Annotated in this window: 18 protein-coding genes; 9 read left to right on the top strand and 9 right to left on the bottom strand. The window is 70.2% G+C overall.

Annotation, left to right across the window (positions count from 1 at the left end):
• The first annotated feature begins 64 nt into the window (after positions 1 to 64).
• From VIL76_RS05740 to VIL76_RS05730, 3 genes are read left to right on the top strand one after another with little or no spacing between them, the layout of a single operon-like run.
• Positions 65 to 1,174 (top strand): NADH:flavin oxidoreductase, encoded by a 1,110-nt coding sequence (locus VIL76_RS05740; RefSeq protein ID WP_332044038.1) that lies wholly within the window; start codon positions 65 to 67, stop codon positions 1,172 to 1,174.
• Between the two features lie 44 nt (positions 1,175 to 1,218).
• Positions 1,219 to 1,368, top strand: a complete 150-nt coding sequence (locus tag VIL76_RS05735; RefSeq protein WP_332044037.1) for a hypothetical protein — start codon at positions 1,219 to 1,221, stop codon at positions 1,366 to 1,368.
• An 11-nt stretch (positions 1,369 to 1,379) separates the two neighbouring features.
• The gene (locus VIL76_RS05730) at positions 1,380 to 1,952 is read left to right on the top strand and encodes an ATP-dependent Clp protease proteolytic subunit (RefSeq protein WP_332044036.1); all 573 of its coding nucleotides are present in this window, start codon (positions 1,380 to 1,382) and stop codon (positions 1,950 to 1,952) included.
• Positions 1,953 to 2,104: 152 nt separating this feature from the next.
• Here VIL76_RS05730 and VIL76_RS05725 read toward each other — a convergent pair whose 3' ends face one another.
• A complete protein-coding gene (locus tag VIL76_RS05725; protein WP_332044035.1) occupies positions 2,105 to 2,584 on the bottom strand; it encodes a CinA family protein in 480 nt (159 codons plus the stop codon).
• 52 nt (positions 2,585 to 2,636) lie between these two features.
• Between VIL76_RS05725 and VIL76_RS05720 the strand changes: the two genes are divergently transcribed.
• The 5 genes from VIL76_RS05720 to VIL76_RS05700 all read left to right on the top strand — a co-directional run bounded on the left by VIL76_RS05720 (position 2,637) and on the right by VIL76_RS05700 (position 5,130).
• On the top strand, positions 2,637 to 3,869 hold the full coding sequence (locus VIL76_RS05720; protein ID WP_332044034.1) for a serine hydrolase domain-containing protein: 1,233 nt from the start codon (positions 2,637 to 2,639) through the stop codon (positions 3,867 to 3,869).
• Positions 3,870 to 3,886: 17 nt separating this feature from the next.
• Positions 3,887 to 4,117: a BolA family transcriptional regulator gene (locus VIL76_RS05715; protein WP_332044033.1), complete on the top strand. Its 231-nt coding sequence runs from the start codon at positions 3,887 to 3,889 to the stop codon at positions 4,115 to 4,117.
• On the top strand, positions 4,114 to 4,308 hold the full coding sequence (locus tag VIL76_RS05710; protein WP_332044032.1) for a leukotriene A4 hydrolase C-terminal domain-containing protein: 195 nt from the start codon (positions 4,114 to 4,116) through the stop codon (positions 4,306 to 4,308). Before VIL76_RS05715 ends, VIL76_RS05710 begins: the two co-directional genes overlap by 4 nt.
• A gap of 61 nt (positions 4,309 to 4,369) precedes the next feature.
• On the top strand, positions 4,370 to 4,714 hold the full coding sequence (gene grxD / locus VIL76_RS05705) for a Grx4 family monothiol glutaredoxin (protein WP_332044031.1): 345 nt from the start codon (positions 4,370 to 4,372) through the stop codon (positions 4,712 to 4,714).
• Positions 4,711 to 5,130, top strand: a complete 420-nt coding sequence (locus VIL76_RS05700) for an acyl-CoA thioesterase (protein ID WP_414695414.1) — start codon at positions 4,711 to 4,713, stop codon at positions 5,128 to 5,130. The genes grxD and VIL76_RS05700 overlap by 4 nt, the downstream gene beginning before the upstream one ends.
• Here VIL76_RS05700 and VIL76_RS05695 read toward each other — a convergent pair.
• From VIL76_RS05695 to VIL76_RS05660, 8 genes are all read right to left on the bottom strand, one after another.
• Positions 5,127 to 6,644 carry a hypothetical protein gene (locus tag VIL76_RS05695; protein WP_332044030.1) on the bottom strand — a complete coding sequence of 506 codons (1,518 nt, stop codon included), beginning with the start codon at positions 6,642 to 6,644 and terminating at the stop codon, positions 5,127 to 5,129. The two genes, VIL76_RS05700 and VIL76_RS05695, sit on opposite strands and share 4 nt — an antisense overlap.
• Positions 6,645 to 6,691: 47 nt before the next feature.
• Positions 6,692 to 7,063: a hypothetical protein gene (locus VIL76_RS05690; protein WP_332044029.1), complete on the bottom strand. Its 372-nt coding sequence runs from the start codon at positions 7,061 to 7,063 to the stop codon at positions 6,692 to 6,694.
• An 86-nt stretch (positions 7,064 to 7,149) separates the two neighbouring features.
• Positions 7,150 to 7,767, bottom strand: a complete 618-nt coding sequence (gene rpsD, locus VIL76_RS05685) for a 30S ribosomal protein S4 (protein WP_332044028.1) — start codon at positions 7,765 to 7,767, stop codon at positions 7,150 to 7,152.
• A gap of 209 nt (positions 7,768 to 7,976) precedes the next feature.
• Complete coding sequence (locus VIL76_RS05680) at positions 7,977 to 8,261, bottom strand: hypothetical protein (protein WP_332044027.1); 285 nt, start codon at positions 8,259 to 8,261, stop codon at positions 7,977 to 7,979.
• A 68-nt stretch (positions 8,262 to 8,329) separates the two neighbouring features.
• Positions 8,330 to 9,160, bottom strand: coding sequence for a TIGR00266 family protein (locus VIL76_RS05675; RefSeq protein ID WP_332044026.1), 831 nt, complete (start codon positions 9,158 to 9,160; stop codon positions 8,330 to 8,332).
• Positions 9,161 to 9,179: 19 nt separating this feature from the next.
• Positions 9,180 to 9,638: a nuclear transport factor 2 family protein gene (locus VIL76_RS05670; RefSeq protein ID WP_332044025.1), complete on the bottom strand. Its 459-nt coding sequence runs from the start codon at positions 9,636 to 9,638 to the stop codon at positions 9,180 to 9,182.
• Positions 9,639 to 9,690: 52 nt separating this feature from the next.
• Positions 9,691 to 10,764, bottom strand: coding sequence for an NAD(P)H-dependent flavin oxidoreductase (locus VIL76_RS05665; RefSeq protein ID WP_332044024.1), 1,074 nt, complete (start codon positions 10,762 to 10,764; stop codon positions 9,691 to 9,693).
• On the bottom strand, positions 10,761 to 11,546 hold the full coding sequence (locus tag VIL76_RS05660; protein WP_332044023.1) for an RNA methyltransferase: 786 nt from the start codon (positions 11,544 to 11,546) through the stop codon (positions 10,761 to 10,763). The genes VIL76_RS05665 and VIL76_RS05660 overlap by 4 nt, the downstream gene beginning before the upstream one ends.
• Between VIL76_RS05660 and bla the strand changes: the two genes are divergently transcribed.
• Entirely contained in the window at positions 11,545 to 12,609 is a 1,065-nt protein-coding gene (gene bla / locus VIL76_RS05655; protein WP_332044022.1) for a class A beta-lactamase, read from the top strand. The two genes, VIL76_RS05660 and bla, sit on opposite strands and share 2 nt — an antisense overlap.
• Positions 12,610 to 12,691 lie beyond the last annotated feature (82 nt).

Raw genomic sequence — 12,691 nt, 5'->3', positions numbered from 1 at the left:
ACGCGATTGCAGCGCAGCGCCCAAGCCCCTAACTGTTCAAACAACCGTTTGGGGACCCCGCCGCATGACCACGTCGCACGAGGCTCTGTTCGAGCCGCTGGCCTTCCAGCACGGCCCGGCCATGAAGAACCGCTTCATGCTGGCGCCGTTGACGAACACGCAGAGCCATCCCGACGGGCGCCTCTCCGACGAGGAGTTCCGCTGGCTGACCCTGCGCGCCAAGGGCGGCTTCGGCCTGACCATGACCTGCGCGGCGCACGTGCAGGCCGTGGGGCAAGGCTTCCCCGGGCAGCTCGGCGTGTTCGGCGACGAGCACCTGGAGGGGCTCACCCGGCTGGCCGCCGCCATCAAGGCGGAAGGCAGCGTCGCGGCGCTGCAGATGCACCACGCCGGCAACCGCTCGCCCAAGGAGCTGGTCGGCCAGCCGGTCTGCCCGTCCGACGATCCCGACACGGGCGCACGGGCGCTCTCCACCGGCGAGGTGGAACAGCTGGTGGAGGACTTCGTGGCCGCCGCCGTCCGCAGCCAGCAGGCCGGCTTCGACGGCGTCGAGATCCACGGCGCCCACGGCTACATCCTGGCCCAGTTCCTCTCGCCCGAGATCAACCGCCGCGACGACCGCTACGGCGGCAGCCTGGAGAACCGCGCTCGGGTGATCCTCGAGATCATCGACGGCGTGCGCGCCCGCTGCCGTCCGGACTTCCAGCTCGGCCTGCGGCTCTCTCCGGAACGCTTCGGCCTTAAGCTGGCGGAGATCCGCGACGTCGCGGCCGAGATACTGCGCGCCGGGAAGATCGACTACCTGGACATGTCGCTCTGGGACGTCGTGAAGGAGCCCACCGAGGCCGAGCACAAGGGCCGCAGCCTGATGAGCTTCTTCACCGAGCTGGAGCGGGGCCAGGTGCGCCTGGGCGTCGCCGGCAAGGTGACGACGCCGGCCCGCGCCGCCGAGATGCTGGAGAAGGGCGCCGACTACGTCCTGATCGGCCGCGCCGCCATCCTGCACCACGACTTCCCCGAACGCGCGCGCGACCCGGAATTCACCCCCATCGCCCTCCCGGTCACGCCGCAGTACCTGGCGCAGGAAGGCCTGAGCCCCAGGTTCGTCGAGTACATGAACAACTGGCCGGGCTTCGTCGCCCAGCCGGCTGAGCAGTCGCAACCTGCCGCCTGAGCGGACGTTGCCTCCCTGGGATCCAAACACCAGGGAAGCAACTCATGCCCAAGCAGCAACAGGACACCACGCGCCAGCAGCAGAACGCCCAGCGCAAGGGCGGTAACCGCTCGCAGCACGAGAAGCGCAACAGCGAGACCAAGCCGGCCTCCGGCGGCGGCAAGAGCCGCGACGACTCGCAGCGCAAGAAATAGCCCTCGGCCGCATGAACCAGGTCACGCCGGCCACCGCGCCGCCCGAGGCGCTGGCGCGGCCGCAGGTGCGCCTCGCCGGCAGCGTCGACGACGCGATGCTGCAGACCTTCCTGGGCGCGCTCGACGCCGCAGAGGGCGATCCCCTCGTGGTCGAGATCACCACGCCGGGCGGTGACGCCGACGTGGGCCGGCGCATCGCGACGGAGATCCGGCTCCTGCGGGAGCGGACCGGCCGCCGCGTGATCGTCTTCGGGAAGGCGACCGTCTATTCCGCCGGCGTCACCGTCCTGGGCTCCGTCCCGCCGGCCGACCGCTGGCTCGCCCGGGGGACCATGCTGCTGATCCACGGCCGCAGCCTGACCCAGACGGTCGAGCTGGACGGTCCGCTGGATGCCGTGCGCCAGCGCCTGGAGGTCCTGCTGGCGGAATGCGAGGCGGGCCTGCGCCTGGAACGCGAGGGCTTCGAGGCCCTGGTCGCCGGCAGCCGCGTCCCGCTGGACGAGGTGATCCGCCGGTCCAGGAACAACTGGTACCTGGACGCCGACGAAGCCCTCAGCCGCGGCCTGATCGGCGGCGTCGTCTAGCCTGCGACAATGCGCGCCGCGCGGGCTTTAGGCTCTCAAGAGCGCGAGCTATACACTGATGCGCGATCTTTCTCATTGTGCATCAGATACTTAGCTGGCTTCGAGAGTTGTCGCGCTGACTCGTGCAAGTAGGCCTGACGCCGCGTGTAACATCACCCCAGCGCGCGCTTCAGCAGCTCCAGCGCCTCGCGGGCGAACGCCCGCATGTTCGCCGACCTGTCGTCGCTTCCCGTCTCCACCGTGAGCGCCTGCTCCACCGGGCCGGAGATGGCGATACAGGTGTGGCCGGCCGCATCGCCGTAGCCGTTGCCGGTGGGCCCCGCCGCCCCGGTCTCGGAAATCCCCCAGGTGGCGGCGAACCGCTCGCGCGCGGTCTGGGCCAGCAGCAAGGCATAGGGCTCGCTCGCCGAGCGCATGCCCTCCAGCCGTGCGCGCGGGATGTCCATGAGCATGACCCGGGCCTTGGGTGTGTAGACCACCGCCCCGCCCAGGAAGTACTTCGACGCGCCGGGCACGCTCAGCAGCGCCGCCGACAGCAAGCCTCCGGACGAGCTCTCCGCCACCGCGACCGTCTCGCCGCGGGCCTTCAGGCGCTCGCCCACCTCGGCCGCGAGGGCCTCAAGCTCTTCCATCGGGTCCCCTTTCGGTCCCATGATGGCGGCAACGAAGAGTGGGAGGAAGACGATGGACGCCCAATCACAGTGGACGGGCCTGGACGCCGGCCGGCTGGAGCGGATCACCGACCACCTGGAGCGCAACTACATCGCCGGCGGCAAGATCACCGGAGCCCAGGTGACCGTCGCCCGCCACGGGCACATCGCCTACTTCAAGAGCTTCGGCCTGATGGACCGCGAGCGCGGCAAGGCCACTCGAGACGACACCATCTACCGCATCTATTCCATGACCAAGCCGATCACCTCGGTCGCGCTCATGAGCCTCTACGAGCAGGGCTACTTCCAGCTCAACGACCCCGTGCACCGCTTCGTCCCCTCCTGGCGCAACCACCGCGTCTGGGTGTCCGGCGAGGGTGACGACACGGTCACCGAGAAGCCGAACCGGCCGGTGACCTTCCGCGACGTGCTCAGCCACAGCGCCGGCTTCACCTACGGCGGCGGCCTGCCGGGCGTCGGCCTCCAGCACCCGATCGACAAGATCTACCAGGGCCTGAAGATCCGCTCGCTGGACGGCGCCGACAGCATGCAGGCCTTCCTCGACAAGATGGGCCAGGTGCCGCTGCGCTATCAGCCGGGCGCCGCCTGGATGTACTCGCTCGCCACCGACGTCTGCGGGGCGCTCGTCGAGGTGATCTCCGGCAAGCCGCTCGCCCAGTACCTCGACGAGGTGATCTTCCAGCCGCTGGGCATGAAGGACACCGCCTTCCAGGTGGCGCCGGAGAAGCAGGACCGCTTCGCCGCCAACTACCAGCGCATGGCCGACAAGACCCTCAAGCTGATCGACGACCCCGAGACGAGCAAGTTCAACCAGGAGCCCGGCTTCAAGTCCGGCGGCGGCGGCCTGACCGGCACCAGCGCCGACTACCTGCGCTTCTGCGAGATGCTCCGCCGCGGCGGCGAGCTGGACGGCCAGCGGATCCTCGGACCCCGCACCGTCGAGCTCATGCACATGAACCACCTGCCCGGCGGCAAGACCCTCACCGACCTCGCCATCGGCGCCTTCTCCGAGACCGCCTACGACGGCGTGGGATTCGGCCTGGGCTTCGCCTCGACCCTGGGCCAGGTGGAGAGCGGCGGCCTCGGCGTCGGCGACTACTACTGGGGCGGCGCGGCCTCCACGATCTTCTGGGTCGACCCGAAGGAGGACCTCAGCGTCGTCTTCATGACCCAGCTGATGCCCTCGGCCACCTTCAACTTCCGCGGCCAGCTGAAGAACATCATCTACTCGGCGATCATCGACTGAGGTGCTAAGCCGGCGTCATGCCGATGAGCCAAACCGACCTGGAAGCCGCCCTGCGGGAGGGCTTCCCCGACGCCGAGATCGTCATCGAGGACCTCGCTGGCGACAACGACCACTACCGGGCGCGCATCGTGTCCAAGGCCTTCGCCGGCCTGCCGCGCGTCCGTCAGCACCAGCTGGTCTACGCGGCCTTGAAGGGCAAGATGGGCGGCGAGTTGCACGCTCTGGCGCTGGAGACCTCGGCCCCGTGATCGCTGCACTGCCCGCCTTCCTCGCCAGCGTGGGCCGCGGCCTGCTCGTCAGCCCGCTCTACACCGGCCTCACCCGCCAGGGCGATTGGGGCCGGCGGCTTGCGCGGCAGTACTTCGGCCAGGCCCGCGCGACCTACCACCCGAGCCTGGCCGGCCGCCTCGAGCAGACCCTGCGCTCCGGCGGCGCTTGACCCCGAAGGCGCCGCTCCCTAGCTCTTGGGCCACGAATTGCCTCGCCGAAAGGGCGAACCGATGACCGACGCCGCCGCGCAGAACCCCGTCCACGACTGGATTTCCAAGTCCGTCGCCGAGAACCCGGTGATCCTGTTCATGAAGGGCGTCCCGGAAGAACCCCGCTGCGGCTTCTCCTCCGTGGTGGTGCAGATCCTCGACCACCTCGGCGTGGACTTCGTCGGCGTCGACGTCCTGCAGAGCGATGCGCTGCGCGAAGGCATCAAGAGTTACTCCGACTGGCCGACCATCCCGCAGCTCTACGTGAAGGGGGAGTTCGTCGGCGGCGCCGACATCGTCCGCGAGATGTTCCAGAACGGCGAACTGAAGACCTTCCTGGCCGAACAGGGCGTGCTCGCCGCTTGAGCCGGCTGATCGAGCCGGCGGCCGGTCGCCAGGTCTTCACGCTCGACTTCGCGCCGCAGCCTTCGGACATCGACGAGAACGGCCACGTGAACAACGTGGTCTACCTGCGCTGGGCTCAAGAGCTGGCCACCGCCCACTGGCGCTCGAAGGCGCCGGCCGAGGCCCAGGCGCAATGGGTCTGGGTCGCGCTTCGCCACGAGATCGACTACCGCCGGGAGCTGAAACTGGGCGAGACAGCCCACGGCCGCACCTGGGTCTCCGAGGCCGCCGAGGGCCCACGCTTCGACCGCTACGTCCGCATCGACGGGCCCGACGGCGCCATGTGCGCCCAGCTGGTCACCACCTGGGTCCTGATCGAGCAGGCCACCGGCAAGCCCCGCCGCGTGCCGCCCTGGATGCTGGAGATGTTCGGCTAGGGGCGGCCCCCGCCTTCCCTTTGGTCCTCCGCCTCGCCCGCCGCTGCGGCGGCGTTGATGTCCGCCTGCGACTTCGCCTGCAGCAGGGCCCGCGCCTGGGCGGCCGCGCCCCCGCCGTGCGGGTTGTTGGCCACCGGCTCCAGCACGCGTCGGGCGTCCTCCGGATGGTTCTGCGCCAGCAGGGTGATGCCGGCCAGGATCGACACCTCGTCGACAGAGGGGGCGAGCTTGCGCGCCTCCAGCAAGGCCAGCATGTCGTTCTCGGTGGGGAAGAACCCTTCGACCGTGCGGCTGTAGACGTAGCCGTACAGGGGCCGGAAATCCGCCTGGCTGAGCTGGTAGGCCTTCACAAGGTGCGGTCGGCCGGCGCGGAAGCGTTCGGCGCGTTTGCCCGGTTCGCGTTCTCCGGCCTCGATCTGCCCCCAGCCGGCAACCGTTAGCGTCTCCACGTCGTCCGGCTCCGCGGCGAGCCGGCGGTTGACGATGGCCTCTCCCGCCGCCACGTCGCCGAACCTGAATTCGGCCTCCGCCAGCGTCAGCTCAGCGAACTTGTCACCGGGGTGCTTAGCCGCGGCGCGCCGCACCTGGGTCACGAACTCGGGGTCCGGCTTGTTTCCGCCGGAGGCGGTGATCCGCAGCCGATCCAGCAGCAAGTCCTCTGCCGAGGCCGGCATCCGCGTTACCGTCATCGGCGGCTTCACCTTGCCGATGTCCTTCACCTCGATCATGCGCAGGGTGGTGTAGCGGCGCAGCGCCTGCTGCAGCTCGTTCATGCTCATGCCGGTGGCGTCCTGGAACGCCTTCACCGGCTCCGCGCCATTGGCGATCGCGACGATCGCCTTGTCCAGCTGCGCCGCACGCTGCGGATCGCTGCGCATGTAGTGGGTGAGCAGCCAGGCCTGCGAGTAGAAGCGCAGGGTCTTCTCGGGATCGCGCTCGGCCTGCCGCTTTCCGATCACCTGATCCATCGGGAGCCAGCCGCTGCCGCCGAGGAACGCGATCCGGCCAGGGTTGTAGTCCCCCACCTTCATGCCGTTGGGCGTCAGCTCGGCGGTCATGAAGTACTCGGCCCAGCCTTCGATGTACCAGGCGGGGTAAGCGCCCGGGAAGTTCTCGAGCATGAAGTGGTGGGCGTATTCGTGGAACAGGGTGTCGTCTTCGTTGATCTCCCGGTCGATCGCCGTCACCGCGAAGACCCCGCGCCGGGAGGCCGTGTAGAAGCCTGCGACCAGTGGCGAGAGCCCGGGCCGGATGTTTTGCAGCTCGCCCCTGTTGCGGACGATGTAGACGCTGAGCTTCTGCGGCCGCGCCCTGGCGGGCGGCGGATGGAAGAAGCGCAGCACCGCGTCGAACGCGGTGAGCCGCGCGGCATAGTCCTGGACGATGAAATCGGCGACGTCGCCGTAGACGACGAACCGCTCCGTCTCGGCCCTGGTCCAGGCCGCCTGCGCCGGCGAGACCAGCAGCAGCAGGCCGCCGACCACGCCGAGTATGAAAGGCTTCAGTGCACCCATCGTCTTGCCCACAGGCGAACACTACCGCAACGGAAGCCGCTGTCGATTCAGGGACCTGTCCAGGCGATCAGCGGATTCAGCAGGAAGGCCGGGGTGCGGGCGGGCAGGCCGAGCTCGGCCCAGGTGAAGGAGAGGTCGGTGCGCCCCATGGCGAAGGACCGGCAGGTGTCGAGGCGCTTGCGCCCGAAGGCCAGGGTGACCGCTCCGCCACGCCGCTCAACGTAGAAGACGAAGTCGGCCTTGGTGGTGCAGCCGCCGGACGAGACGGTGATGGTGAGAGCATCGCGCCCCGCGACGGCTGCGTAGAGCGGCTCCAGCTCCTGCAGGGCCGAGCCGGGCGGCGCTTCGATCACAGGCGGGGCGGTGGCGCAGCCGGCCAGCAGCGTCAGGGCGGCGAAGACGAAGAGCCGGCGGTCCATCGGCCCCACTCCGCCACAGGCCGCGCCAAAGCAAAAGGCCCCGGATCGCTCCGGGGCCTTCGAAACTCTGCCGGGTTGGTCCCTGGTTAGGACGCGTAGAACTCGACGACCAGGTTCGGCTCCATCTTCACCGGGTACGGCACCTCGGCCAGCTCCGGCGCGCGGACGAAGGTCGCCGCCATGCCCTTGCCGTCGACAGTGATGTAGTCCGGCACGTCGCGCTCCTGCGACTGCAGGGCCTCGAGCACGAGGGCCATGTTGCGCGAACGCTCGCGCACAGAGATCACGTCGCCCGGCTTCACGCGGTAGGACGGGATGTTCACCCGCTTGCCGTTCACCAGCACGTGACCGTGGTTGACGAACTGGCGGGCGGCGAACGGGGTCGGCACGAACTTGGAACGGTAGACGATGGCGTCCAGCCGGCTCTCCAGCAGCGCGATCAGGTTCTCCGACGTATTGCCCTTCCGGCGCGCGGCTTCCTGATAGATGCGGCTGAACTGCTTCTCGGTGAGGTTGCCATAGTAGCCCTTCAGCTTCTGCTTGGCGCGCAGCTGCAGGCCGAAGTCGGAGACCTTCGACTTGCGGCGCTGGCCGTGCTGGCCGGGGCCATAAGCGCGGGAGTTGATGGGGGACTTCGGGCGACCCCAGATGTTTTCGCCCATCCGGCGGTCGAGCTTGTACTTGGCGCTATGGCGCTTGGACATCAGACACTCTTCGTTTTGACCCGAGCCGGCGCCCCCTGATGGAAGCGCGATCTCAACGGCGGCCTTCGGATCGACCCGTATAGATTCCGGCCCGCGCGGGCAGGCCCGGCGGCTGGAAGGCGGCGTATATGCTGGGGAGGGGCGGCGGAGTCAAGTTCACGCCGCTGCGTCGGGCCGCGGAACAGGTCCGCGGCCCGCGCGCGAAAAGCTTAGTGCTTCTCGGTCGTGGTGGTCGTGGTGCTGCTGGTCGTCGCGTCGTGGGCGGCGTCGCCCGCGGCGTTCGCGGCGCCGGCCGTGGCGTCCGCGGCGTTGTTCGCAGCGCCCGCGGCGGCGTCGCCGGCGGCCGCGGTGTTCGCCGCAGTGTCGGTGGCCGCGGAGCTGGCGGTGGCGGCGGCGTTGTCGGCCGTGGCCTCAGCCTTGTCCTCGGTCTTCTGCGAGCAGGCGGAAAGCGCGAGCGTGGCGGCCGTAGCGGCCAGGATCATGGTCAGACGCATTGAGGTCTCCCTGTTGAAGGCCGCAACCTTCACCATTCGAACCTTACTGCCAAGTTGATTGCGTCAGATCAGCTGTTGCCGCCGATGATGTCGCCGAGGCCGCCGAGCACCGAGCCCTCGCCGCGGTTGCCGCCCATGCCGCGGGCGGCCTGCATCATCCGGCCGGCCAGCCTGGAGAAGGGCAGCGACTGGATCCAAACCCTCCCCGGCCCCGTCAGCTGCGCGAAGAACAGGCCCTCGCCGCCGAAGAACACGCTTCTTACGCCGCCCGCCATGATCAGGTCGAAGTCGACGCCGGGCGTGTAGGCGGCCAGGCACCCGGTATCCACGTGGATCTGCTCGCCGGGCGCGAGCGTGCGCTCCACCACCGTGCCGCCCATCTGCACGAAGACCCAGCCGTCGCCGTCGAGGCGCTGCATGATGAAGCCCTCGCCGCCAAACAGGCCGGTCATCACACGCTTCTGGAATTGGATGCCGATGGAGACGCCGCGGGCGGCAGCCAGGAAGGCGTCCTTCTGGCAGATCAGCGTCCCACCCACCTCGGCGAGGTTCAGCGGCAGGATCGCGCCCGGCGTCGGTGAGGCGAAGGCCACTCGGGCCTTGCCGGCGCCGGAGTGGGTGAAGACAGTCGTGAACAGGCTCTCGCCGGTGATCAGCCGCTTGCCGGCCCCCAGCAGCTTGCCCATGAACCCCGCGCCCTGGCCGCCCGAGCCGTCGCCGAAGACGGTGGTCATCTCGACCGGCGCATCCTTCCAGACAAGCGATCCGGCCTCGGCGATGGCGCTCTCGCCGGGATCCAGCTCGATCTCGACGAACTGCAGCTCCTGGCCCTTTATCTCGAAGTCGATGTCGTCGGCCACGCTGCTGCTGCGGTGGTGGCTCCAGGGACCTTGGCTCATGGAAGACTCCTAGATGGGGTCAGCCGTGCGGCTCCGACCCGTGGAACAGGCGCCAGCGCCACAGGCCGTCGTGCAGCTGGAGCACGCCCGTGAGGCGGTAGGGCCGCCGCTCGGCGCCGATCACCGCCTCGCCCTCGGCGTGGAGGAACGCCACGTGCCCGTGCACCGCCACCTCCACCTCCCGCCAGGAGAAGGCGAGCGTCTCGGCCTGCTCGAAGATCTGCTTCAGGCGGGCCTCGATGCCGGCGCGGCCGCGGGCCACCTCGCCCACCTCCGAGCCGACCATCAGCGTGTCCTCGCCCCTGGCGAAATCGTCCAGCAGCGCCATGTCGCGCCGCGCCAGCCGGTCGTTGAGGCGCATCAGCGTCTTGCGCACGCCGCGCTCGGCGGTCCCGCGCGGCGGAGCCGCCGCGGTGGGGCCCAGGCCCAGGATCAGCAGGAGCGCCGCGCCGGCGGCAAGGACTCGGGTGGCCGACATCAAAGCTTCCTCCGGCTGGCCGGATAGCGCCCCTGCGGCGTGGCTACAACCCTCACGAACCCGTCCGCGCCGCAAGTGCGCGGGCCGCGTCCTTCGCTTCCGCCCACCAGCGGGTGACCAGCTCGCCCGCGTCGCCCGCTTCGGCGAGCTTGATGGCCTGGCCGGCCCAAAGGGACATCATCTCGGGGTTCCCGGCCTTTTCCGCCGCCGAGCGCAGCGGCTGGGTCAGCCGGTTCTGCACCGGATAGGCGGGGAGGTCGTCCTCGATGGCCCGCATCTCCCGCATGAAGCGGTTCTCCAACCCGCGGGCATAGCGGCCGGAGAATGCCCGCGTCAGCCCCGTGGGATCGTCCGGCGCCTGGCGGATCGCCTCGCGGTGCAGCGGCGAGACGATGGCCTGGTCCGCCAGCAGGAAGGCTGAGCCCATCTGGGCGGCGTCCGCGCCCATGGCCAGTACGGCGGCCACGGCCTTGCCGTCCATGATCCCGCCGGCGGCGATCACCGGCAGGTCCACCGCCTGGCGCACCGTGGCGAGCAGGGCCATGGTCCCGACGAGGCTCTCCTCAATGCCGGTGATGAAGTTGCCGCGGTGCCCGCCGGCTTCCATGCCCTGGGCGCAAATCCCGTCTGCGCCGACCTGGGCCCAGGCCTTCGCCTCCGCCACCGTGTTGGCGGTGCCGACCACATAGCTGCCGGCCGCCTGCAGCGCCCTCACCCGCTCGGAGCTGATCATCTCGAAGGCGAAGGAGGCCACCGCCGGCCGGGCTTTGAGCAGCGCGTCGAACTGGGCGTCGAAGTCGATGGCGAAGCGGTTGGGCCGTTCCGGCAGCGGCGCGCCGAGCTCATCGTACCAGGGCTTCAGACGCTCCAGGGCGGAGTCCAGGTCAACGCTCTCCGGGGCCGGCGAGCTGTTGACCAGCAGGTTCATGTTGAATGGGGCGTCGGTGCCCCCCCGCACCAGGGTCGCCGCGGTCGCGATGTCATCGGGGGTGAAGGCCGCGGCGGCCACCGAGCCCAGCCCGCCGGCCCGGCTCACCGCCAGCGCCATCTCCGGCGACGAGGCGCCAGCCATCGGGGCCTGGACGATCGGGATCGGCAGACTCTCCAGGAGCGCCTTGAGGCTCATACGTCGCCCTCCTCCGCCTTTCGCCGCGCGATCTTCTCCAGCACCTTGCCGCGGCCCCGCGACAGCGCCGTGACCACACCGCGCAGGGTGCGCACCTCCTGGTCCGAGAAGCGGGCGCGGGAAAGGGCGGCGCGCAGGTTCTGCACCATAGCCGGCGTCTTCTCCGGCGGATGAAAGAAGCCGGAGGTCTCCAGTTCCCGCTCCAGGTGTTCGAAGAGGCCCAGCATGGCCGCCCCGTCGGCGGGCGGCGGCCCCTCGCGGAAGGCCGGCGGCGGCCGGTCGGCCTGGGTCAGGCGCCACTCGTAGCAGTTGATGGCGACGGCCTGGGCGAGGTTCAACGAGCGGAAGCGCGGATCGATGGGGATGGTCACCACGCCCGCGCAGAGCGCGATGTCGGCGGTCTCGAGCCCCGCCCGCTCGCCGCCGAACAGCAGGCCGGTGCGCAGCCCCTCCCCCGTCGCCTTCGCCAGCTCGGCGGCCGCCTGCCTGGGCGTGAGGATGGGCAGCTGCAGCTCGCGCGGTCGCGCGGTGGTGGCGAAGACCAGCTGCAGGTCCGCGACCGCCTCGGCGACGGTGTCGAACACCCGGGCTGCGTTCAGCGGCCAATCCGCGCCGGAGGCCGAGGCCCAGGCGCGCTCCTGGGGCCAGCCGTCCCGCGGATTGACGATCCGAAGCCCGTCCAGCCCGAAGTTGGCCATGACACGGGCCGCAGCCCCGATATTCTCCGCCAGCTGGGGCGCGGTCAGGATCACGACAGGTGCGGCAGGGGAGGCTTCGGCCATGCGGCCTTTTCAGACGCCGGACGGCATGGGCGCAAGTCTTGGAAGGCGCCGCCTGATCACGGGGGGCGGCGCAGCCCTGCTGCTGGGGGCCTGCGGAGACGGCGAGCGGCTCACGGCGGCCACCACGCCGGCGCTGGACGTGGAGCGGCTGGCGAAGGAGGTCCCGAAGCTGGCCGAGCGGGCCAGGCCAGGCTTGCTGGGCTTCGGGCTGATGAACCTCGACTCCGGCCAGCACTGGACCCTGAATGGCGACCGGCCCTTCCCCATGCAGAGCGTCTTCAAGGCGCCGCTGGGCGCCTTCGCCCTGGCCGAGGCCGAGGCGGGCCGGCTGCGGCCGGAGGAGGTTGTCGCCATCCGCGACGTGGACCTCGCCCCCGGCCACTCGCCCATCGCCGACGCTTGGCCGGTCCGCCGCGACTACACGGTCCGCGAGCTTATCGCCGCGGCGGTATCCGACAGCGACAACACCGCGGCCGACGTGCTGATGGCGCGCGTCGGCGGGCCTGGCGCCCTGACCGCCTGGCTGCAGGCCCGGCGCATCGTCGAGGTCCGCGTCGACCGCTACGAGCGGGAGCTGCAGCCGGAAGCCTACGGCATGGCCCCGTTCCGCGCGGAGTGGAAGGGCCCGACCTTCGCCATCGCCCGAGACGCCGTCCCGCAGGAACGGCGCCTGGCCGCGATGCGCGCCTACATGGCCGATCCGCGCGACACCGCCACGCCGCGCGGGATGCTCGACTTCCTGTCGCTCCTCGACGCCAGCCGCTTGCTGTCACCGGCCGGCACGCGCCAGCTCGTCCGGCTGATGCTCGACACGCCCCGTGGCGCGGACCGCATCCGCGCCGGCCTGCCCGGCGACTGGCGGTTCGCGCACAAGATCGGCACCTCGGGCGTCCACCTGGGCCTCAGCCTGGCGTTCAACGACGTCGGCGTCGCCAGCCTGCCCGGGGAGGCGCGGCGGAGCTATGCGGTGGCCGCGTTCCTGAGCGGAACGACCCTCGACCTCCCCAGCCAGGCGACGCTGTTCGCCGACATCGGGCGACTGGTCGCAAGGAGCGTCGGCTAGACGCAGCGGTCGGCCTTTGCGCGGCGGGCCTTGGCGGCTATACGGCCCGGCAAACTAGCTTTCGCTCCCGGAGCTCCCGCCC

Origin of the sequence: Phenylobacterium sp. (assembly GCF_036563285.1) — a bacterium.
Classification (GTDB): Bacteria; Pseudomonadota; Alphaproteobacteria; order Caulobacterales; family Caulobacteraceae; genus Phenylobacterium.
This window is presented reverse-complemented; position numbering and strand designations above follow the sequence as displayed.

What these genes read in the sequence shown, in the direction of transcription:
- VIL76_RS05680 (WP_332044027.1), bottom strand. Translation starts at nt 8,261, where the DNA reads ATGCGTCTGACCATGATCCTGGCCGCTACGGCCGCCACGCTCGCGCTT.
- VIL76_RS05715 (WP_332044033.1), top strand. Translation starts at nt 3,887, where the DNA reads ATGCCGATGAGCCAAACCGACCTGGAAGCCGCCCTGCGGGAGGGCTTC.
- grxD (WP_332044031.1), top strand. Translation starts at nt 4,370, where the DNA reads ATGACCGACGCCGCCGCGCAGAACCCCGTCCACGACTGGATTTCCAAG.
- VIL76_RS05660 (WP_332044023.1), bottom strand. Translation starts at nt 11,546, where the DNA reads ATGGCCGAAGCCTCCCCTGCCGCACCTGTCGTGATCCTGACCGCGCCC.
- VIL76_RS05730 (WP_332044036.1), top strand. Translation starts at nt 1,380, where the DNA reads ATGAACCAGGTCACGCCGGCCACCGCGCCGCCCGAGGCGCTGGCGCGG.
- VIL76_RS05695 (WP_332044030.1), bottom strand. Translation starts at nt 6,644, where the DNA reads ATGGGTGCACTGAAGCCTTTCATACTCGGCGTGGTCGGCGGCCTGCTG.
- VIL76_RS05740 (WP_332044038.1), top strand. Translation starts at nt 65, where the DNA reads ATGACCACGTCGCACGAGGCTCTGTTCGAGCCGCTGGCCTTCCAGCAC.
- VIL76_RS05665 (WP_332044024.1), bottom strand. Translation starts at nt 10,764, where the DNA reads ATGAGCCTCAAGGCGCTCCTGGAGAGTCTGCCGATCCCGATCGTCCAG.
- VIL76_RS05720 (WP_332044034.1), top strand. Translation starts at nt 2,637, where the DNA reads ATGGACGCCCAATCACAGTGGACGGGCCTGGACGCCGGCCGGCTGGAG.
- VIL76_RS05670 (WP_332044025.1), bottom strand. Translation starts at nt 9,638, where the DNA reads ATGTCGGCCACCCGAGTCCTTGCCGCCGGCGCGGCGCTCCTGCTGATC.
- rpsD (WP_332044028.1), bottom strand. Translation starts at nt 7,767, where the DNA reads ATGTCCAAGCGCCATAGCGCCAAGTACAAGCTCGACCGCCGGATGGGC.
- VIL76_RS05690 (WP_332044029.1), bottom strand. Translation starts at nt 7,063, where the DNA reads ATGGACCGCCGGCTCTTCGTCTTCGCCGCCCTGACGCTGCTGGCCGGC.
- VIL76_RS05725 (WP_332044035.1), bottom strand. Translation starts at nt 2,584, where the DNA reads ATGGAAGAGCTTGAGGCCCTCGCGGCCGAGGTGGGCGAGCGCCTGAAG.
- VIL76_RS05675 (WP_332044026.1), bottom strand. Translation starts at nt 9,160, where the DNA reads ATGAGCCAAGGTCCCTGGAGCCACCACCGCAGCAGCAGCGTGGCCGAC.
- VIL76_RS05735 (WP_332044037.1), top strand. Translation starts at nt 1,219, where the DNA reads ATGCCCAAGCAGCAACAGGACACCACGCGCCAGCAGCAGAACGCCCAG.
- bla (WP_332044022.1), top strand. Translation starts at nt 11,545, where the DNA reads ATGCGGCCTTTTCAGACGCCGGACGGCATGGGCGCAAGTCTTGGAAGG.